Raw genomic sequence first — 20,676 nt, forward strand, 5'->3', positions numbered from 1 at the left:
TATATTGAAAACAAGCAGGTAAATTCCCTTCTAAAGTCTGATTTACCCTTGCCGTTAATAAAGTAAAGTACCACTAACAAAAGGGGAATCACGTGGCAGGAATTCAATCAACAGGCATTGGTTCAAATCTCAATGTGAACGATATCGTCTCCAAGCTAATGCAGGTGGAGAGCCAGCCCTTGACATCGCTCGCAAAAAAAGAAGCGAGCTACCAGGCCAAACTATCCGCCTATGGATCTCTTAACGGTGCGGTCAGTGCATTTCAGAATGCATTGACATCACTTAATACACCATCAACTTTTCAATCACTGAACGCAAGTGCTGGCGATTCCACTATCGCCTTTGCGACAGCTAATAGTGCAGCAACTGCTGGTAGCTATAGTGTTGCAATCAGCAAACTGGCACAAGCTCAAGGTATATCAAGTGCGGGACAGGTTAGCTCTACTGACGCAATAGGCACAGGCACAGAAACCACTATCAGCTTCGCTTTCGGCACCATTACCGGAACGGCTGTTAGCGGCATATATCCACCCGGAACCACATTCCAGCAAGATGCCAATCAAACCGTTGGCACTGTAAAAATCAATAGCACAAACAATTCCTTGCAAGGGATTCGTGATGCGATCAATGCAGCAAATGTTGGCGTTTCTGCCTCCATAGTCGGTGATGGCAGTGCCACGCCCTACCATTTGGTACTTAATTCAAGTAAGACTGGGGCAGCATCCAGCCTCAAAATAACATCTTCAGGTGGAGATGCCGCAGTAACATCCCTGCTGGCATACGATCCAACCGCGACACAAAACTTTACTGAAGTCAGCACAGCCCAAAACGCTAACCTGACCGTGAATGGCATTGCCATTTCCAGCGCATCCAATACTGTTCTGGGTGCCATGCAGGGGGTATCTTTGACCGTATCCAAGGTTGGCACAACCTCTATATCGGTTTCCGCAAATACGACTGGCATTACGGCTGGCGTAAATAGTTTCGTTAAAGCCTACAATGATCTCAATACGACCATAAAAAGCCTGACATCTTATGATCCCAATACCAAGAAAGGGGGCTTGCTTTTAGGTGACTCAACCACGCAAAGCATACAAAACCAAATCAGAAAAACTTTGTCGTCGTCTGTAAATGGTTTGGGCGGCGGATTGACGACTTTGTCACAAATTGGTGTCAGCTTTCAAAAAGATGGTTCCATTTCACTTGATGCTTCCAAATTATCCACGGCACTTGCAACCAAATTTAGTGATGTTGGCGGTTTGTTCGCCTCACTAGGCTCCGCCACTGACAGCCTGGCAAATATTACTGGTTCATCTTCTGCCACCAAAGCTGGCAGTTATGAACTGGCCATTACACAAATCGCCACCAAATCCAGCCTTACGGGTGATTTGACGCTACCACCGTCAACAACCATCGACCCCAATACCAAGATCAGCGTCACGCTAGATGGAGTTGTTGCAGATGTCAGCCTGGCGGCAGGTAGCTACACTGCGACAGAGCTGGCAACCTTAGTTCAAACATCAATCAATAGCACTTCCGCCTTTACCGCCGTAGGCGCAACAGCAAAAGCCAGCGTGGTTGGTGGCGTTTTGGCACTGGAATCAAACAAATACGGATCTACCTCGGCTATTAACATCGCCAGCAATACTGGAACTGGTGTTGCGTCGCTTACTGGCACAGTAGTAACAGGCAGTGTTGGCAAGGATGTCGCAGGGACCTTGAACGGCATCACGGCAACAGGCAACGGCCAATCATTAACAGGAGCGGCAGGAAGCCCTGCAGAGGGTCTCAAACTATTGATTGCAGGCGGGTCACTTGGTGCACGGGGCACCGTCAATTTTTCAGTTGGTTATGCCACCCAGTTAAGTAGTTTGATCAGTGGATTCACAGGCAGTTCAGGGACAATCACTAGCACGACCTCTGGAGTAACCGCCAGCATCAAAGAAATAGGCAAACAGCGCATTACTTTGAATAGTCGATTATTTGATGTAGAAGCACGTTATAGGGCGCAATTTACTGCCCTCGACAGGATAGTAAGCGGCCTCAACAACACCAGCACCTTCTTAACTCAGCAATTGGCAGCATTAACCGGTAGTAATAAGTAATCCAATCATTTGTTATGCACGCAAGAAAATATAAGGAAACGAGATTATGTTTGGCTCTTCACAAGCACGCGGCGCCAATGCCTATGCAAAAGTTGGCATTGAGACTGGCGTAGTCGCCGCCAGTCCACACAAATTGATAGTCATGCTGTTTGACGGGGCAATTGTTGCCATATCAAATGCCGTGCATCACTTGGGCACAGGTGAAGTAGCATCTAAAGGACAAGCAATCTCCAAGGCCATTGCCATTATAGAAAATGGCTTGCGTGCCAGCCTGGATAAAAAAGCAGGCGGCGAAATCGCTGTCAGCCTTGACTCGCTGTATGAGTACATGACTGCCAGGCTATTGCAAGCCAATCTGGAAAACAGTGTAGTCATGCTCACTGAAGTACAGAATTTATTGCGTGATTTAAAGACCTCCTGGGAAGCCATCTCCCCTACAAAAGAAGTCGTCAATGAAGCCCCAAAACTTAGTATTGACCCATTATCCCCTCGTCCTGCCAACTTTGTTGAGGCTTGAATCAAGATGAATAGTCTCGAATTAATCTCATTGTACGAAAATGTTGCCAACATAACGAGCAACATGCTGGAAGCCGCACGTTCAGGCAACTGGGAATTATTGGAACAACTGGAGAATGATTGCTCCAGTCGCGTACAAATCATACGTGAGAGTGAAATCCCTTTCGACCTGCCTGCTGAGATGCGGGACAAGAAAGTACGCATCATCAAAAAAATCCTGGCAGATGACAAGGAAATTCGCGACATCACCGAACCCTGGATGGCAGAGCTATCTGATTTGATGAAAAACTCCAGTACCAGTAGAAAATTATCCAATGCTTATGGTGCAGGTAATACGGCCTGATTTTTATGGCTACCCGACTCGATATTTTGCCCAAACCAGTTGCCAATATCGAGGCACCAGCCGCTGCAATTCCTGTTAGTGGAACCAAGCAGGACATAACACCAAAACTTGCCCAGCTTGTCACCGGGCAATTACTTAAGGGTGAGATTCTATCCAAATTAATGGACGGCAGCTTCACCGTCAGGGTGGCAGGAATCACTGCCAAAATGATGTTGCCAGAAGGTAGCAAAACAGGCGACCAGATTCCTTTGCGCCTGATTTCCACTGAACCCCGCCCCACATTCCTGCTGGAGCATGATGGAGACGCTCACTTCCCTGCCCCTCTCCCGCAAAATTATGCGGCTGGCACAGACAGGCGTCAGCCCCCAAATTTAAGCACATATCTTGGCCCGGCATCTGAGGAAGTCGCCACCGCTACGCAGCCAATACCAGGTTCGGCCAAAATCCTGGCGGAAGGCAACAAGCAAACCAATGCCTCAAGCATCGTCAATTTGTCAACGCAAGACGTTGGCCAGCAAAACGCCGATGAAACAGGCCTGAGCCCAGGGAAACTTGGATCACAGCAAATTGCCACTGCCCGGCCAACAGAAATCACTGCAAAAAATAATCTCGCCAATACCAATGCTGCCGACACCTTACCAGATCGCCTGAGTAGCACTCCCACTTCCTTAAGCAGTACAGGCAAGCTCATCACACAAATTCTGCAAACAGCACCAGCCCAGGCTGACAAAGCCAACATTGCCAGCCCGACTCCAATCATGGCTACACCTGTCGAATTAAAAGATACCGCAACAACCGCTGTCAAACTACAACAGCAAATCAGCACCAGCGGCCTGTTTTATGAATCGCATGTTGCAGAATGGGCACAAGGCAAGCGTCCCATCGCTGATATCAAAGCTGAGCCACAGTCACATATTGGAGCCAGAAGTCAGACAGACAGCGTCCCAGGCAATCAAAGTACTACGCTCACCACCATCAACAAGGAAATGGGACAAATAATTCATCAGCAATTAAATGTTCTGGAGCAAAACATTGTACGATGGCAAGGGGAGCTTTTCCCGGGACAAAAAATCGAATGGGAAATAAAAAAAGAAAGCCAGAGCAAGCACAATCCACAAGAAATGGAGGATGCTACAAATTGGCAATCGGTGGTTCGTTTTGACCTGCCCAATTTAGGACCAGTTACAGCCATTATCAATCTGCAATCGAATGTTCTGGGCCTATCCCTGCGGGCTGAGCAAAGTAATACCGTATCTGCCTTGAAGAACCATGCTGGCGAACTGGCTACTGCCATGCAGATTGCCGGCGCGCCACTCATGTCTTTTGTGGTAAATAAAAATGAGCGCAGCTGAGCCGCCCTTTAAACCTGCACAAAATGCTGTTGCATTGGCCTACCAGACAGGGGATGCTGCGCCAAAAGTTGTTGCCAAAGGTAAGGGCCTGATTGCCGAGGAAATCATTGCCAGAGCCAAAGAACACGGGGTACATGTACATCAGTCCAAAGAATTGGTTTCATTGCTGATGAAAGTCGATCTTGACCGTGATATTCCTCCTGCCTTGTATCGGGCAGTTGCAGAACTACTCGCTTGGCTTTACCATATTGATACGGAAAAGTCTGAAACAATGTCGGAGACTTCAGGGCACGAATAAGTTGAACAGCCCCAATTTTTGAATGTGATTATAAAAATATGCCATCCACACCTCCGAGTCTGGGTACGGAAAATCAGAGCCCTTTTCAAGTTGATTCCCGCAGGGAAATCATAGGATTATTGCGCGGCCTCAAAGAAAGCAAGCAATTGATCAGCATGTTGATCAATAGCGGGTCAGAAGTCTTTATCACGTCCATACTTGACGTCGATGACAGCAGTAATATGGTGATTATCGATAGTGCACCGGGTCAACTGGCCAATCAACGCATTATTGACGCACCGAGGGTGTCATTTGAGGGGCTGCTGGATAGAATCAGCATACAGTTTTCCTCATCAAATCTGGAACGTATCGCCTTTGAAGATCGCCCTGCTCTGCAGTTCGCAATACCAGCGAATATGATACGTCTGCAAAGACGCGAATATTATCGTATCAATACACCACTATCAAATCCCATACGGGCAATGATTCCTGTACAACTAGATGACAGGCAAGAAACCTTGAAACTGGCCCTGGTTGACATCAGTTGCGGAGGAATTGCCATTCTGGATGAAAAAAAAGTGCTCGACAGCACTATGGGGGTCATCTATGAGCATTGCAAACTTGAATTGCCCACCATAGGTCTGGTAGATGTTGTTTTACAGGTCAGGAACTCTCAAGACCTGGTTTTGTTGAACGGCAAGTCGAATCGCCGCCTTGGCTGCCAATTCATCAACATGTCAAATAGTGTACTAGCCAGCATACAGCGCTACATCATGAAGCTGGAACGAGAGCGCAATGCCAAGCTGACTGGCATACGCTGAAAACACAAAAGCCCGATCTTCAAGCAATCGGGCTTTCGTTTCATACCATTGGTTTTACCGAACCAAAGCTTTCCTCCGCTCGCCCCAATGAATCAAATCTGCATATTCATGATGTCGTGATAGGCCGACACCAGCTTGTTCCTCACCTGCACTGTCGTCTGGAATGCGATACTGGATTTTTGCATGGAAATCATGACATCAGATAAGCTAACCTTATCATCCCCCATGGCAAATTTCTGCCCTAGTTGCTGTGATTTTGCTTGCGCCTGATTCACACTATCCAGAGAAGCCTTCAAAGCTTCCGAAAAGTCCAGCTTGCCAGGCGCTGGATTTTCTGTCTGGCTCACACCCAGGCCAGCACTCGCCTCCATTTTGGCCGCTGTCGCCTTTAACTGCGCAACCATGGCTTCGATGCGACTGGCGTCTATGCCTCCCATTTTCATCTGATCACCTCTAATATGGACTTTCACAATTGCTACATTAACAGTCGCAAGGCAAACCGGAACTTCGAAAAGAGCAGTAAAAACATCGTTTTTCCCAAGTTTGATTTTGGTATTTAAGTGGACAATCGCTACAAGGAAAAAACCATATCTGGAATAGCAAGAATGCAATCCACAGACACATTAATCGTACAAGGTGAATTATGGCAACCGCAGAAAATATAGCAATTGCCCCACCTGGACCAGCCCTTCCGGGCCTATTTGGCTTGCCACAAACCCCGGTCACCCGCAACATCATGTTGTCAGTAGGTGCTGCCATCACGATTGCCATCATGGTTGGCGTGTGGCTGTGGAGCCAGACTCCTGACTACAAAGTCTTGTTTTCCAACTTCAATGACAGGGATGGTGGCGCCATTGTTGCCTCATTACAACAATTAAACATCCCTTACAAATATTCTGATGGCGGCAGTGCCATTTTGGTTCCTGCCAATCAGGTTCATGATGTGCGTCTGAAACTGGCGGCCCAGGGCTTGCCCAAGGGCGGCAATGTTGGATTCGAACTCATGGAAAATCAAAAACTGGGCATTTCCCAGTTTTTGGAACAAGTCAACTTCCAGCGCGCACTGGAAGGTGAGCTGGCACGCTCGATTCAGGCCGTATCGGCGGTGCAGACCGCACGCGTGCATCTGGCCATCCCAAAGTCACAAGTTTTCATCCGTGACCAGCAAAAACCAACCGCCTCGGTCTTGTTGAACCTCTATCCCAGCCGCATACTGGATCAACAACAGGTCAGCGCCATTATTCACCTGGTAGCCAGCAGTGTGCCGGAGTTGTCAGCAAAAAATGTGGCCATTATTGATCAGAATGGTAATTTGCTTTCTGATCCCAGTAAGCAAATGGCAAACAACACGCTTGATCCTTCACAGCTCAAGTATGTGCAAGAATATCAACAAAGCATTATCAAGCGCATAGAATCGATTATTTCACCTATTGTTGGTGCTGCAAATGTCCGCGCCGAGGCAACTGCAGATATCGATTTTTCCCGTACAGAGCAGGCGGCAGAAAGCTACAAGCCAAATTCACCACCTGAGGCTTCAGCCATCCGCAGCCAGCAAACCAGTGAGTCCTATAATAAGGGAACCAATCCATCAGGCATACCTGGGGCTTTGAGCAATCAACCCCCTGTGCCTGCCACTGCGCCCATCGTCGCCAGCGGTGCAGCCAATACGCAAAGCGCCGCTTCTAACGCAGGCCTGATGCAAAAAGATTCGACTATGAACTTTGAAGTCGACAAGACCATTCGCTACACTCAACAACCCATGGGCGGCGTCAAGCGTCTTTCTGTCGCTGTTGTCATCAATTACAGAACCGAAACTGATAAAAATGGCAAAACCACGACCCGCCCTTTGACAGACATAGAAAAAACCCAGATTACCGATTTGACCCGGGAAGCCATGGGTTTCAACAAGGACAGGGGTGATACATTGAATGTCGTCAATAGTCCCTTTGCCAGCCCTGAAAAAGAGCCTATAGTGGACTTACCGCTTTGGAAACAGCCGGATGTCTTGCAAATGGCGAAGGAAGTCGCCAAATATATAGGCGTTGCTATCGTCCTGGCTTACTTGTTTTTTGGATTCCTCAAACCCATGTTACTTAAAATAATGGGGAAAGACAAAGAAACTCTGGAAGCACTGGAAGCTGAAAAACGAGAGCAAGAGGAAGTAGAGAAAGAGGAGGAAGATGCTGCCATTGTGAATCTGTCGAGAGAAGCAGAACTACAAAACACCCGTCACGGTTCAAGCTATGAAACGAATTTGGAAATGGCAAAACAATTGGCAAAAGACGATCCACGTATTGTGGCTAACGTAGTAAAGGCATGGGTCAGCAATGAGTGATGATGGAGTCCAAAAAGCCGCCACCCTGATGTTGGCACTGGGTGAAGACGGCGCTGCAGAGGTCATGAAGTATCTTGGCCCGCGCGAAGTGCAAAAAATCGGTGCTGCTATGGCAGCGATCGGAGCCATCCCTCATGAATCCATCGCTAAAGTGCTGGAGGAATTCAAGTCTGCAGCTGATTTGAGCTCGTCGGTTGGCCTGGATTCTGATGAATATATACGCAACGTACTGACCAAAGCCCTGGGCGATGACAAGGCAGCCTCGTTGTTAAATCGCATCCTTGGCGGCAAGGATGCCAGCGGTATAGAAAGCCTGAAATGGATGGATTCCCCTTCAGTTGCTGAACTGATTAAGAATGAACATCCGCAAATTATTGCCACCATATTGGTCCATCTGGAAAGTGATCAGGCCTGTGAAATTCTGAATCAATTTACAGAGCGCCTGCGCAATGACATCGTCCTGCGGATTGCCACACTGGACGGTATCCAGCCTACTGCCTTGCGCGAACTGAATGATGTGTTGACCAAACTGCTGACAGGCAATGAAAGCCTGAAGAAAAAATCCATAGGCGGTGTACGCGCAGCGGCAGAAATCCTGAACTTTATGAGCGGAGAAAACGAAGCCTCCGTGATGGATAATCTGCGTAAATATGATGGCGACATGGCGGAAAAAATCATGGATGAGATGTTTGTCTTCGATAACATTCTGGAAATCGATGACAAAGGCATACAGTTATTGCTGAGGGAAGTGCAGTCTGATTCCCTGATCGTCGCACTCAAGGGCGCAAATCAGGACATGCGCGAAAAAATCTTCAAAAATATGTCGCAGCGCGCTGCTGAAATGATGCGCGAAGACCTGGATTCCAAGGGGCCGGTACGCTTGTCCGAAGTGGAAGCACAGCAAAAACAAATACTGCTCATCGTCAGACGCCTGGCAGATGAAGGCCAGATTATGTTAGGTGCCAAAGGCGAGGACGCATATGTCTAATGCCATGCGTGGTGGCGACATGACTGCTTTCCAACGCTGGGAAATGGCTTCATTTGGTGACAGTCGTCCCGCCCAGGTCGAAGAAATCAGGGCCGCAAGCGCCCAAGTGGCGGCCCAGCAGCACAAGGAAACAGAAATTGTTCGCGAAGCTGCAAAGCAGGAAGGATTTGCAGCTGGCTACAAAGAGGCCTATGAACGTGGTCTGAAAGATGGACAAGAAACTGCTTATGCAGAAACCATGGAAAAGGTACAGGTAGAAATACAATCATTACAACAAATAGCTGTCGCATTTTCCGAACAATTGCATACTGCATCACAACAAATGGGCAATGAACTTATGCATCTGGCGCTGGACATTGCACAAGCCATGCTGAAAGCAAAGCTCGATACTGACCCAAGCGCGATACTACCTATCGTTGAAGATGCAATCGCTCAATTGGCAAATGTGCAGCAGCCTGCGCAAATCATGCTGAACCCGGAAGATGTGGCGATGGTAAAAAATCAATTAGGTGAAACACTGAGTGCTGATGGCTGGCGTATTGTGCCTGATACCCAAATAGAACGCGGTGGTTGCAAGCTTGAAACCCAGCATAATCTGGTCGATGCCAGTTACTCAACACGCTGGAAAAAGCTACTGGATAGCATGCAAATCAGTAACAAGACTGCAGATTGATGCTCATGCAGGACACCTTCATCGACGACTGGAAATCCAAACTCAAGCTGAGCCGAGAGCAGATTTCCCATGTGCAAACCACATCCATGTCCGGCAGAGTGACCCGTGTCACTGGCCTGGTCATGGAAGCTGTAGGCTTACGCTTGCCAGTAGGCAGTGCCTGCACCATCCATTTGCAAAGCGGCGCGAAAATAGACGCCGAAGTAGTTGGCTTCGATGGCGACAGACTATTCCTGATGCCACACAGTGATCTGGATGGTGTCACACCAGGAGCGCCGGTTTTCCCGGCCGAACCAGAAGCCCATGAAATCGCCAATCACCCACGCCGTCGCCCCAGTGACAGAAGCCGTCATTTGCCAGTAGGCTATGAGCTATTGGGACGTGTTCTGGACGGCAATGGTCGCCCACTCGATACTCTTGGCCCGCTGGGCACCCATGAGTCAGCCCCTTTAGGTGCGCGTATTTATAACCCGCTGGAACGCGCCCCCATCGTTGAGACTCTGGATGTGGGTGTCCGTGCCATCAACAGCATGCTGAGCGTAGGCAAGGGCCAGCGCCTGGGTCTGTTCGCCGGTTCAGGCGTAGGCAAAAGTGTCTTACTGGGCATGATGGCGCGCTATACCGCTGCAGACATTATTGTGGTTGGCCTGATTGGTGAGCGGGGGCGTGAAGTTAAAGAATTTATTGAGCAAATTCTCGGCACTGAAGGCCTGGCCCGTTCTGTCGTGGTTGCTGCCCCTGCTGATGCCCCACCCCTGATGCGCTTGCAAGGAGCGGCCTATGCGACCACCATTGCAGAATACTTCAGGGATCAGGGCCGTAGCGTATTACTGATCATGGATTCGCTGACGCGTTATGCCATGGCGCAAAGGGAAATTGCCCTGGCCATTGGCGAGCCGCCTGCCACCAAAGGTTACCCACCATCTGTGTTTGCCAAGCTGCCTATATTAGTGGAAAGAGCTGGTAATGGTAAATCTGGTGGTGGTTCAATTACTGCATTTTATACTGTCCTGACTGAGGGTGATGATCAGCAAGATCCAATCGCAGATGCTGCCAGGGCCATTCTCGATGGCCATATCGTTCTGAACAGAGCTTTGGCAGAAAGTGGTCACTACCCTGCCATTGACATAGAACAGTCGATCAGCCGCGCCATGCATAGCATCACCACGCCAGAACACCAGGCCCTGGCTAGAAAACTGAAACAATTGTATTCTCGTTACGAACGCAGTCGCGATTTGATTAGCGTTGGTGCATATTCTCCCGGTTCCGATCCATTACTGGATGAAGCAATCCGCCTGAATGGAAGAATAGTTTCATTTTTACAACAAGACATCACTGAAAAATGCAGCATTCCTGAAAGCTTGGGGCAACTTCAGGCTCTATTCAACGGATAGAAAACCTGATCAGCGACTATACTTAATTCATCATGGCGTTGAAATCACCGATTACCACACTGATAGAAATGACAGAAAAAGAAGTTGACGATGCCGCCAAACTTCTGGGTAGGGCCATACGTGCGCATGAAGATACCGAAAAAAAACTGAATTTATTACAGCAATACCGAAACGACTATGCACAAAGATTGCAGGATGGTGCAGCAAAAGGTCTGAGCGTGTCGCAATATACGAATTTTCTGTCCTTCCTGGCAAAACTTGATACAGCTATAGACGGGCAAAGGCAAGTCGTCATGGATGCAGCACATCGTATCACCATGGCAAAAACCGAATGGCAAGCCAGCGAAAAAAAACGCCTTTCCTATGACACCTTGCAAAACCGCGCACAAACGGCACTACAAAAAAAAGAAGCAAAACGAGATCAGAAGCAAACAGACGAAATGGCAGCTCGCGCCCTCTTCTATAAGCGCTAATTTATTGACAGGTACCTCAAATGCAAGCGAATAACATACTCACAGCGATAGATAAACAGGGTACAGGCGTCAAAGCGGGCAAAAATGCTTCATCAGCCACTCCCGAAGTCAGTTTCAATCAAGTGCTCAATAAAGAGATCTCCAGCACAAAAAAGCCGGAGATGGATGTCACTCGCCCTGTCAATAAAACACCCACTCCAGCCAAGAATAATAACAACGTCAACAATAACAATAGCAATAGCAATAGCAACTCTGCCAACAAAATGGCAAACAATGACAATAGCGCCCCTGCCACTGGCAAAACAGAGAAAACCGATAGTTCCACGACCGATGGCACAACTGTCAAGGATGATGAACTTGACACGATGAAAGAAGATGATCTTAGCGCTCAAATCCTAGCCCTGGTAGGTAACCTGGCAACCCCTCCAGTTGTAGCGGATGTAAACAAAACCAATATGTCCCCTGGCTTGGATGCTGTTAAAGCTGAAAGCCTGAACAGCATGTCCAATACAGATGTAGCCGCAATAGCCAAACTACCCGGTGAAAACCCCCTTGCTACATTGACACAGGCAGAAACTAATGCGCTGATTCCGGTAGCCCCACAAGCATCTAGTCAGCTCACATCAATTACTCAACAAAGTCAGGCAGAAGACGCGAGTAAGTCTGGAGTAGCCGCCATTGCTGCACAAATTATGGCCGTAAAAATCGACGACAAATCAATGGGGAAATTGTCTGAAAATGGCTTGAGCACCGTAGCATCTACGATTGCGACAGAAAATAATGGCGCAAGTAATTTGACCGCATCGCCTCCAACTGTATTGATATCAGTCAATCAGAGCCTCACAAAAGGTGCTACTAGCACGTCAGCCAAAACTGACCAGATTGACACTGCCGAAGAGAAACTCAATGCGGTCAAGCTCAACAATCTCGACGTGGGTAAAACTGTCAACGACAAGAGTGGTGATACACGCCCACAAACCTTAGCAACTGACACGCCCAAAGCATTTACAAACGATATTGCACTGGCAAAAGATGTCCTTGCTGAACGCATGGCTGAAATAAAAGCCACACCTTCCGGCAAAGACAGTCAGCAAGTCATTGCCCCTCCAGTTGTCGCAGCAAATAACGTCAACAGCACACAATTCAATGCGGCGGTGATTGCTGCAGAACAAATCGCGCCACGAGTAGGTAGCAATGGCTGGGACAAGGCAGTAGGTCAAAAAGTTGTCTGGATGGTAGGTTCAGGTTTGCAATCAGCAGAATTAACATTGAATCCACCTGATCTCGGGCCTTTACAAGTCGTGCTTAGTGTCAGCAATGATCAAGCCAATGCAAGCTTTAGCTCAGCCCAACCTGAAGTCAGGGAGGCACTGGAAGCTGCCTTACCCCGTTTGAAGCAGATGCTTAGTGATGCCGGGGTTCAACTGACAGGTTTTTCTGTCAATTCGCAGGCGCCTGGCCAGGGGCAAAATTTCACCCAACAACAAGCCAGAGACATGAATCCTTCCAGAACCACCAGAGGTCTTACTGATAATACCATTAGCCCAGCAGCTACCAACCCCGTCAGGATACAATCAAATAACGGTCTGGTAGATACTTTCGCCTGAAACACGTGTCAGTTGCTGCTAAGACTCCTCACTTCATACCTCGCCCAACTACAATCGCGACCATGCACGCCGCCAGTCGCGATTGCAATACCTGTCGATTTCACTATCTGACACATAACTTTTACCTGTCACTAGCATGATAGGTCGCTAGTCTCTGGAAAAAAGCCTGTACATACATGTAGAATGGCCATGAAAGGCTAGTCCATGCAGCAAAGCAAGATCACTTCACTTTGCAATTAGTAGAGATAAGCTGAAATACGCCCTCTTTTTCTTGGATATTACATTCCAGCTATCAAGCATAATACTTAAAAATCATGGCATTCAATGCCTACAGAGAGGAAAACCATGGCGAAAGCACCAGCCAAAGCAGCAGATGCAGGTGATGCACCGGTAGCAGGAAAATCAAAGAAGAAACTCTTGATCATCATCGCTGCGGTCGTATTCCTATTGGTCGCTGCAGGCGGTGGCGCTGCTTTTTTTCTATCCAAGAAAAGCTCTACGCCAAAAGATAAAGAAACTAAAACTGAACCTGCAAAAGCGCCCGTCTTCCTTGCACTGGACCCATTTACGGTCAATCTTCAGTCAGATAATGGCGACAAATACTTGCAAATCAGCATGACGCTGCAGGTACAGGACGAAGAACAGGTTACTCTCATCAAGGCTAATATGCCGCAAGTACGCAGCCGCCTGTTATTGCTGTTGTCCAGCAAGGATGCGACTGAAATTTTGTCGTCTGAAGGCAAGGAAAAATTGGTGAGTGAAATCATAGAGAAAGTTGCTCTGCCTTTCACGGCCAAAGGTGATCCGCAAAAAATCAGTAGTGTCTTCTTCACGTCTTTTGTAGTTCAATAAATCAATGTCAGATAATTTTCTCTCCCAGGAAGAAGTTGATGCTCTCTTAAAGGGCGTCACTGGGGATCAGGACGATTCACAATCACTGGAGGATACCTCTGGTGTCAGGCCCTACAATCTTGCTACGCAAGAACGTATCGTCCGTGGCCGCATGCCGACACTGGAAATTATCAATGAGCGTTTTGCCCGACTGTTGCGCATAGGCTTATTCAACTTCCTGCGTCGCAGTGCCGAAGTGTCAGTTGGAACTGTCAGAGTATCGAAATACAGCGAATTCATCCGTAATCTGGTGGTGCCAACCAATCTTAATCTGGTTCACATGAAGCCCTTGCGTGGCACCTCATTGATTGTGCTTGACCCTGGCCTGGTGTTCTTGCTGGTGGATAATCTTTTTGGTGGTGATGGTCGTTTTCATACCCGTGTTGAAGGTCGTGATTTTACTCAGACTGAACAGCGTATCATTCACCGCATCCTTGAAATCATTTTTGAGACTTATTCCAAATCATGGGAGCCAGTTTACCCCATAGAATTTGAATATATACGTTCAGAAATGAACACCCAGTTTGCCAATATTGCGACACCGAATGAGGTCGTGGTTTCCACCACATTCACGATAGAACTAGGACCAGTCAGTGGTGAAATGCATTTATGCATGCCCTACTCCACCATAGAACCCATACGCGACATCCTCACCAGTAGCCTGCAGGGGGAAACCCTGGAAGTGGATAAACGCTGGGTGCGTCTGATGACGCAACAGATACAAATTGCAGAAGTCGAAATAGTTGCCGATCTGGGGACCACACGTGTCACTCTGGGCGATATACTGAATATGAAAGAAGGCGATATCATCCCTCTTTCCATTCCAGAAATTATTTCTGCAAAAGTTGATGGCACTCCCGTGATGGAGTGCAAATACGGTGTATTTAACGGACAGTATGCCTTGCGTGTGGAAAAGTTGATCAGTTCCAGCGTACAGGAAGTAGCACAAGGAGAAAATCATGGATGATAACGGCGAATCCCCCATCAGTGAAGACGACTGGGGTGCAGCAATTGCAGAGCAGGAAAGAGCAGAAGCCGCCGCAGCAGAAAAAGCTGAAGCACCGCCTGCCAGCGCTGCTATTTTCAAGGAATTCAGCGGCAAGGGTACAACGACTGAAACTCATAATGACATCGACTTCATTCTGGACATCCCAGTACAACTGACTGTCGAACTGGGCCGTACCAAGATCGCCATCAAAAACCTGCTACAACTGGCACAGGGTTCTGTTGTCGAACTTGACGGCCTGGCGGGTGAACCTATGGACGTATTGGTCAATGGCTGCCTTATTGCACAAGGCGAAGTGGTGGTGGTTAACGACAAGTTTGGTATACGTTTGACCGATATCGTCACGCCTGCCGAACGTATACGCAAGCTCAACAAATGAGGAAGCAAGTGCGTTATCTTGCATTGGCGTTGATCGTTTTGCTGAGCAATGCGACATTTGCAGCCGAACCTGCCCCTATATCGCCAAGTGGTGGTTTATTGCAAATTGCTACTGCACTGCTGTTCGTGTTGGGACTGGTTTTTGTGGCCGCCTGGCTAATGCGTCGTCTGGGGCCCATGAACGCCGGCAATAAAATCCCGGTCAAGATCATCGGCGGTATCAATGTCGGTAATCGCGAGCGGGTAATGGTGGTTGAAGTCGGCGATCAGTGGCTGATCCTGGGAGTAACTGCAAACAATATCAATAAGCTCGGTAGCATGCCAAAACAAGACGAATTGCTGAATCAGTCAGCGCAAACAGCCGCAAGCGACCCTTTTTCTACCTGGCTCAAGCGCACACTAGATAAGCGAACGACCGAGCGATCTGACAACAGCTAAATACATTGCATGAATATTTTGCGCTCTCATCTGCCACTTTTATGGTTGCCCCTTTTGCTATGTGGACTCGCTATGCCTGAAGCGGCCATAGCCCAAGCCAATGGTGGCCTGCAAGCAATCACCAGCACACCAGCACCCGGTGGCGGACAGAACTATTCTCTCAGCATACAAACGCTGTTATTTCTGACGGCACTTAGTTTCTTGCCAGCGGCCCTGTTGATGATGACCAGCTTTACCCGGATCATTATCGTTTTGTCTCTACTCAGGCAAGCGCTGGGCACACAATCGGCGCCACCGAATCAGGTACTGGTGGGCTTATCCCTGTTTCTGACCTTGTTTGTCATGGGGCCGGTTTTTGACAAAATTTACGTTGATGCCTATCAACCGTTTACTGAAAATAAAATCACAATGCAAGACGCCATGGATAAAGGGGCAACTCCCCTGAAACAATTCATGATGAAGCAAACCCGGCAAACTGATCTTGCCCTTTACGTAAAATTGTCCAATTCTCCCCAGTTGCAGGGGCCAGAAGAGGTGTCCTTGCGGATTTTGATACCAGCTTTTATTACCAGTGAATTAAAAACTGCTTTTCAGATCAGTTTCGCCATTTTCATTCCCTTTCTCATCATAGATATGGTAGTCGCCAGTGTGCTGATGTCCATGGGTATGATGATGGTTTCACCTGCGATTGTGTCGCTCCCCTTCAAGCTCATGCTGTTTGTGCTGGTAGATGGCTGGCAACTGTTGATAGGCTCACTTGCGCAAAGTTTTTACTAAGGACCACCATGACACCCGATAGCGTAATGACACTGGGCCGCCAGGCCATGGAAGTCACCTTGATGGTCTCCGCACCCTTATTACTGGTGGCGTTGGGTATAGGTCTTATCGTCAGTATTTTTCAGGCGGCAACTCAGATCAATGAAACAACCTTGTCCTTCATCCCCAAGCTGATAGGTATCTTTGTCACCCTCATTATTGCCGGGCCGTGGATGCTTTCTGTCCTGATGGACTATATGCGCCAAATGTTTTCCAGCATAGCCACCATGGCGGCCTGATTTGCATGCCGTCGTCTACCAATGATTTCCTATTCCAGCAATGAGCTGATTGCGCTGATCAATTCCTTCATCTGGCCCTTGACCAGGATTTTGGGATTGATTGCAGTGGCACCACCGTTTGGAAATAATTCTGTACCAGTGCGTATCAAAATCATCCTGGGCGTGGTGCTGTCTCTCATCGTCGCACCTACGTTACCTGCTATGTCTGATCTCGATCCAATTTCGTTGAACGGCATCCTGGTGCTGGCGCAGCAGCTCATCATCGGTTTGGGGATGGGTTTTGTCATGCGAGTGATCTTTTCGGCTATAGAAATGGCTGGCGAGATTTCAGGTCTTACCATGGGCCTGGGTTTCGCTACTTTTTTTGATCCGCAAACTCAGGGGCGCTCTTCTGCCATTGCACAATTCCTGGTACTGACAGCCACATTGCTCATGCTGACGTTGAACGTGCATCTCTCCATGCTGGAGGCCTTGGTCGAAAGTTTTCATACCATCCCGATTGCGACCACCTATCAATCAGGCCTCAATTATCAAAAACTGGCCATCTGGGGTGAGCAGATTTTCAGTGTCGGTATGCACCTATCCTTACCTATCGTCGCAGCCCTGCTGGTAACCAATGTCGCCCTGGGGATATTGACGCGTGCAGCACCACAACTGAATATATTTGGTATCGGCTTTCCAATTACCATAGGTGTAGGTTTCTTGATGTTGGCACTGATAATGCCCTACCTACTCATCCCCCTACAAAATCTGTTTCAGAGTGGCATAGAAATGATGCAATCACTGGGGCAGCCTGCGTCAATACCCATCCCGGTAAAGAGATAAATCATGTCGCTTCAGACATTGACACATGAAGCCAGACTGTATAGCGTAGAACAAATACGAGATATAGAAACCCGCGCATTGGCCCATCAGGGTGAAGTCACGCTCATGCAAAAAGCCGGGCAGGCGGCTGCCGGACTGGCAATCAAAATAGGCGCAATCAAGCAAGACCCTCTACTTATTTTGGCAGGGCCCGGCAATAATGGGGGGGATGCTTATGAAGCCGGGAATCAATTGTCCAGACAGGGATATAAAGTAGTTTGTATCATGTGCGGAGAACTTGAGAATTACTCTCAAGATGCGCAAGCAGCGCTGCAAAGAGCCAAGAATGCAGGTCTGGAATTTGTAGAATTAGACGCACTACTCCATGGCCCGCAACAAAACTGGAGCATGGTCATTGATGGCTTATTCGGGATAGGTTTGAAACGAGCCCCTGAAGCTGATATTGCCAGGCTCATCGAATTCGTCAATCAGCTAGCCGCTGAACTGGCAATTCCTGTTCTGGCGATTGATGTGCCTAGTGGCTTGAATGCTGATACCGGACAGCCTGCAAGCACTAGCAGTGCTGTTATTCAAGCCAGTCACACTATAACGTATATCGCCAATAAAATCGGCTTGCATACGGCATCAGGCAAAGATTATGCTGGTCATGTCACCGTCAATAAATTGGATATTTCTGAAAATTTCTTTCCAGAATGCCACTGCCATTTGAATGAGCGCACTTCCCTGTTACACGCCATGGCACCGCGCCAACAAAACAGTCACAAAGGTAGTTTTGGCGATGTCGCGATACTTGGTGGTGCCAAGGGAATGGCAGGAGCAGCCATACTTGCTGCCAGGGCAGCTCAGTATTCTGGTGCAGGACGGATTTACTGCGGCATGCTGGCAGAAGCACCAGCGTACGACAGTCTGCATCCTGAAATCATGTTTCGCAAGATCGGGGAAATTGCACTGACAAATACCACGGTTGTCATAGGCCCAGGCCTGGGAACATCGACCAGTGCCTATGGCTTACTCACTGGCGCGATTCTAACTGCAAAGGCATTGATCATTGATGCCGATGCCTTGAATCTGATCGCTGCAGACACGAAGTTGCAGGCAATGCTAAGCAATAGAAATAACTCATGCATACTCACGCCACATCCACTGGAGGCGGCTAGATTACTCAACAAGAAAGTGGCAGACATCCAAAGTAATCGACTGCAAGCTGCTCAAGCATTGGCAAGGCAATTCAACGCCGTTGTCATACTAAAGGGTTCTGGCAGTGTCATTTGTCATCCAGATGGAGATTTGCTCATCAATACGACTGGCAATCCCGCGCTGGCAAGCGGTGGCACCGGTGATGTATTGGCAGGTATAGCAGGTGCCTTGCTGGCACAGGCATGCAGCAGCATAGATGCGGCGAGAATCGCCACTTGGGTACATGGCCATGCAGCCGACGCACTGGTCGCACGCGGAACAGGGCCTATAGGCCTGACCGCCAGCGAGTTACTGCCAGAGATCAGATCCATTATTAATCAGTTGGTCTATCAGACTAAAGCCTGCCATTAAATCGCGACAGGCTCAAGGCTAAAATAAGGTTCAGCTTGAGGCTCAATCAACCAGACTATTAATCTGCTCTGGAATCAATTTTTCTACTTCTGATGTCGCATCACAGGCGATGCCTGAATGCGCCAATGCTGCAGACAGTTTTTCTATCTGCTCTTGCTGTGCAGCAGCGTGATCGATCAGCTTATGCAAGACTTTGGAGATTGGGTCATCACTATTTTGGGTCACACCATAGGCCGTGAACAGATGCGCAGTTTCTGAATCTGCAGAAGCCACTTCTTTTTTGATGACGTGAGCAGGATTGCCAACTGCAGTACCACCGGCAGGCACAGGCTTGAGTACCACAGAGTTGGAGCCTATCTTGGCACCGGCACCAATGGTAAAGCCACCCAGCACCTTGGCCCCAGCACCAACAATGACACCTGCTTCAAGAGTAGGATGGCGCTTGGCACCGCGCGACAAAGAAGTCCCGCCCAGAGTCACTCCCTGGTAGATCGTGCAATCATCGCCAATTTCTGCAGTCTCACCAATAACCACACCAAATCCATGGTCAATAAATACCCTTCGGCCTATCGTTGCACCTGGATGGATTTCTATACCAGTCAGTACACGGGCAATATGAGAAATAAAACGCCCCAACCACTTCAGCCCACGTTTCCAGCACCATTGCGCCCAACCGTGCATGAGGATAGCTTGAAAACCAGGATAACAAGTGATCACCTCCCACGCATTACGGGCGGCAGGATCTTTCTTAATAATGCTGGCTATATCTTCTCTCAGGCTGTTAAACATGAAATTTATATGGATATGACGGAAGGGAATAAGATAGTAGCGTATTTCTGCAAACGCTGCGCCCGGCGCTCAAAATCGCCGGGCACTATCTGGCACGATGGCCTTACAGGCGCTGGCGACGTGCTTCGTAGAGACAAACACCTGAAGCCACGGAGACATTCAGGCTTTCGACAGAACCGAACATGGGGACACTGACCAACACATCGCAGGTTTCGCGAGTCAGGCGGCGCATGCCCTCACCTTCCGAACCCATAACCAGGGCGCAGCCGGATTTGAAATCCACATCATAGATATTTTTTTCGACATCATCGGTCGTACCGACCAGCCAGATATCACGCTCTTTCAACTCACGCAGGGTACGCGCCAGATTGGTGACGGTAATGTATGGCACTGTTTCAGCAGCACCACTGGCAACCTTGGCGGCAGTGGCATTCAAGCCCACAGCCCTGTCCTTGGGAGCGATAACCGCATGAGCACCGGCACCGTCTGCCACACGCAGGCAGGCACCCAGATTATGCGGATCAGTAATACCGTCCAGCACCAGCAGTAAAGGTGGGCCATCAATCGCATCCAGCAATTCATCGAGGTTACGTGCCAATGACAACTCACTGGCTTTGGCCACTACACCTTGATGGCGGCGCGTACCAACAATATTGCTCAGTCGCTGATCATCCGCCGGGATGATGCGCACACCAGCAGCTTTTGCCGCTTGCAACAGGTCTTTCATACGGCCATCAACGCGCGAAGAATCTACATAGATTTCTTCGACGGAGGAGGCTTCATGACGGATCCGGGAGGTCACCGCGTGGAAACCAAAAATCATTTTACTTTTCATTTCATTCTTTTCTTTACATGCTTTTCT

General features: G+C 48.6%; 23 protein-coding genes. 20 read left to right on the top strand and 3 right to left on the bottom strand.

From position 1 onward, the window contains the following. Window positions 1-92 precede the first annotated feature (92 nt). The 6 genes from fliD to Q8K39_RS16640 are packed head-to-tail and all read left to right on the top strand — an operon-like array spanning window position 93 to window position 5,414. Complete coding sequence (gene fliD / locus Q8K39_RS16615; protein WP_305261918.1) at window positions 93-2,105, top strand: flagellar filament capping protein FliD; 2,013 nt, start codon at window positions 93-95, stop codon at window positions 2,103-2,105. A gap of 46 nt (window positions 2,106-2,151) precedes the next feature. Continuing rightward, window positions 2,152-2,622 (top strand): flagellar export chaperone FliS, encoded by a 471-nt coding sequence (fliS, locus tag Q8K39_RS16620; RefSeq protein WP_305261920.1) that lies wholly within the window; start codon window positions 2,152-2,154, stop codon window positions 2,620-2,622. A gap of 6 nt (window positions 2,623-2,628) precedes the next feature. Then, complete coding sequence (locus tag Q8K39_RS16625) at window positions 2,629-2,964, top strand: flagellar protein FliT (RefSeq protein ID WP_186954670.1); 336 nt, start codon at window positions 2,629-2,631, stop codon at window positions 2,962-2,964. 5 nt (window positions 2,965-2,969) lie between these two features. Next, window positions 2,970-4,316 carry a flagellar hook-length control protein FliK gene (locus Q8K39_RS16630; protein ID WP_305261922.1) on the top strand — a complete coding sequence of 449 codons (1,347 nt, stop codon included), beginning with the start codon at window positions 2,970-2,972 and terminating at the stop codon, window positions 4,314-4,316. Continuing rightward, entirely contained in the window at window positions 4,303-4,614 is a 312-nt protein-coding gene (locus Q8K39_RS16635) for an EscU/YscU/HrcU family type III secretion system export apparatus switch protein (RefSeq protein WP_186954668.1), read from the top strand. The genes Q8K39_RS16630 and Q8K39_RS16635 overlap by 14 nt, the downstream gene beginning before the upstream one ends. Window positions 4,615-4,652: 38 nt before the next feature. Continuing rightward, a complete protein-coding gene (locus Q8K39_RS16640; protein WP_186954667.1) occupies window positions 4,653-5,414 on the top strand; it encodes a flagellar brake protein in 762 nt (253 codons plus the stop codon). A 92-nt stretch (window positions 5,415-5,506) separates the two neighbouring features. Here the strand turns inward: Q8K39_RS16640 and fliE are convergent, their stop codons facing one another. Continuing rightward, window positions 5,507-5,857: a flagellar hook-basal body complex protein FliE gene (fliE, locus tag Q8K39_RS16645; RefSeq protein WP_186954666.1), complete on the bottom strand. Its 351-nt coding sequence runs from the start codon at window positions 5,855-5,857 to the stop codon at window positions 5,507-5,509. Window positions 5,858-6,057: 200 nt separating this feature from the next. On the opposite strand from fliE, the gene fliF reads away from it, so the two are divergent. From fliF to Q8K39_RS16715, 14 genes are all read left to right on the top strand, one after another. After that, window positions 6,058-7,749 (top strand): flagellar basal-body MS-ring/collar protein FliF, encoded by a 1,692-nt coding sequence (gene fliF / locus Q8K39_RS16650; protein ID WP_186954665.1) that lies wholly within the window; start codon window positions 6,058-6,060, stop codon window positions 7,747-7,749. Next, window positions 7,742-8,737, top strand: coding sequence for a flagellar motor switch protein FliG (gene fliG / locus Q8K39_RS16655; RefSeq protein ID WP_186954664.1), 996 nt, complete (start codon window positions 7,742-7,744; stop codon window positions 8,735-8,737). Before fliF ends, fliG begins: the two co-directional genes overlap by 8 nt. Then, window positions 8,730-9,410, top strand: coding sequence for a flagellar assembly protein FliH (locus tag Q8K39_RS16660; RefSeq protein ID WP_305261927.1), 681 nt, complete (start codon window positions 8,730-8,732; stop codon window positions 9,408-9,410). The genes fliG and Q8K39_RS16660 overlap by 8 nt, the downstream gene beginning before the upstream one ends. Then, window positions 9,410-10,804 (top strand): flagellar protein export ATPase FliI, encoded by a 1,395-nt coding sequence (gene fliI, locus Q8K39_RS16665; protein ID WP_268978065.1) that lies wholly within the window; start codon window positions 9,410-9,412, stop codon window positions 10,802-10,804. Before Q8K39_RS16660 ends, fliI begins: the two co-directional genes overlap by 1 nt. A 32-nt stretch (window positions 10,805-10,836) precedes the next feature. Next, complete coding sequence (gene fliJ / locus Q8K39_RS16670) at window positions 10,837-11,277, top strand: flagellar export protein FliJ (protein WP_186954662.1); 441 nt, start codon at window positions 10,837-10,839, stop codon at window positions 11,275-11,277. Window positions 11,278-11,297: 20 nt separating this feature from the next. Further along, window positions 11,298-12,884: a flagellar hook-length control protein FliK gene (locus Q8K39_RS16675; RefSeq protein ID WP_305261930.1), complete on the top strand. Its 1,587-nt coding sequence runs from the start codon at window positions 11,298-11,300 to the stop codon at window positions 12,882-12,884. 345 nt (window positions 12,885-13,229) lie between these two features. Next, the gene (gene fliL / locus Q8K39_RS16680; RefSeq protein WP_186954660.1) at window positions 13,230-13,736 is read left to right on the top strand and encodes a flagellar basal body-associated protein FliL; all 507 of its coding nucleotides are present in this window, start codon (window positions 13,230-13,232) and stop codon (window positions 13,734-13,736) included. A 4-nt stretch (window positions 13,737-13,740) separates the two neighbouring features. Further along, window positions 13,741-14,742: a flagellar motor switch protein FliM gene (fliM, locus tag Q8K39_RS16685; RefSeq protein WP_110253184.1), complete on the top strand. Its 1,002-nt coding sequence runs from the start codon at window positions 13,741-13,743 to the stop codon at window positions 14,740-14,742. After that, window positions 14,735-15,160 (top strand): flagellar motor switch protein FliN, encoded by a 426-nt coding sequence (gene fliN / locus Q8K39_RS16690; protein WP_186954659.1) that lies wholly within the window; start codon window positions 14,735-14,737, stop codon window positions 15,158-15,160. Before fliM ends, fliN begins: the two co-directional genes overlap by 8 nt. Beyond that, entirely contained in the window at window positions 15,157-15,597 is a 441-nt protein-coding gene (gene fliO / locus Q8K39_RS16695; RefSeq protein WP_305261932.1) for a flagellar biosynthetic protein FliO, read from the top strand. The genes fliN and fliO overlap by 4 nt, the downstream gene beginning before the upstream one ends. Before the next feature lie 72 nt (window positions 15,598-15,669). Continuing rightward, window positions 15,670-16,374 carry a flagellar type III secretion system pore protein FliP gene (fliP, locus tag Q8K39_RS16700; RefSeq protein WP_186954657.1) on the top strand — a complete coding sequence of 235 codons (705 nt, stop codon included), beginning with the start codon at window positions 15,670-15,672 and terminating at the stop codon, window positions 16,372-16,374. A gap of 8 nt (window positions 16,375-16,382) precedes the next feature. Further along, on the top strand, window positions 16,383-16,652 hold the full coding sequence (gene fliQ, locus Q8K39_RS16705) for a flagellar biosynthesis protein FliQ (RefSeq protein ID WP_162041086.1): 270 nt from the start codon (window positions 16,383-16,385) through the stop codon (window positions 16,650-16,652). A 21-nt stretch (window positions 16,653-16,673) separates the two neighbouring features. Beyond that, on the top strand, window positions 16,674-17,477 hold the full coding sequence (gene fliR, locus Q8K39_RS16710; RefSeq protein ID WP_305261933.1) for a flagellar biosynthetic protein FliR: 804 nt from the start codon (window positions 16,674-16,676) through the stop codon (window positions 17,475-17,477). Window positions 17,478-17,480: 3 nt separating this feature from the next. Continuing rightward, window positions 17,481-19,025, top strand: a complete 1,545-nt coding sequence (locus Q8K39_RS16715) for an NAD(P)H-hydrate dehydratase (protein ID WP_305261934.1) — start codon at window positions 17,481-17,483, stop codon at window positions 19,023-19,025. Window positions 19,026-19,067: 42 nt separating this feature from the next. Here Q8K39_RS16715 and cysE read toward each other — a convergent pair whose 3' ends face one another. Together cysE and rlmB are read right to left on the bottom strand one after the other, a co-directional pair. Next, on the bottom strand, window positions 19,068-19,814 hold the full coding sequence (cysE, locus tag Q8K39_RS16720; protein ID WP_186954654.1) for a serine O-acetyltransferase: 747 nt from the start codon (window positions 19,812-19,814) through the stop codon (window positions 19,068-19,070). 103 nt (window positions 19,815-19,917) lie between these two features. After that, window positions 19,918-20,649, bottom strand: a complete 732-nt coding sequence (gene rlmB, locus Q8K39_RS16725; protein WP_186954653.1) for a 23S rRNA (guanosine(2251)-2'-O)-methyltransferase RlmB — start codon at window positions 20,647-20,649, stop codon at window positions 19,918-19,920. Window positions 20,650-20,676 lie beyond the last annotated feature (27 nt).

This window comes from Undibacterium sp., assembly GCF_030683615.1.
GTDB classification, from domain to species: Bacteria; Pseudomonadota; Gammaproteobacteria; order Burkholderiales; family Burkholderiaceae_D; genus Undibacterium; species Undibacterium umbellatum.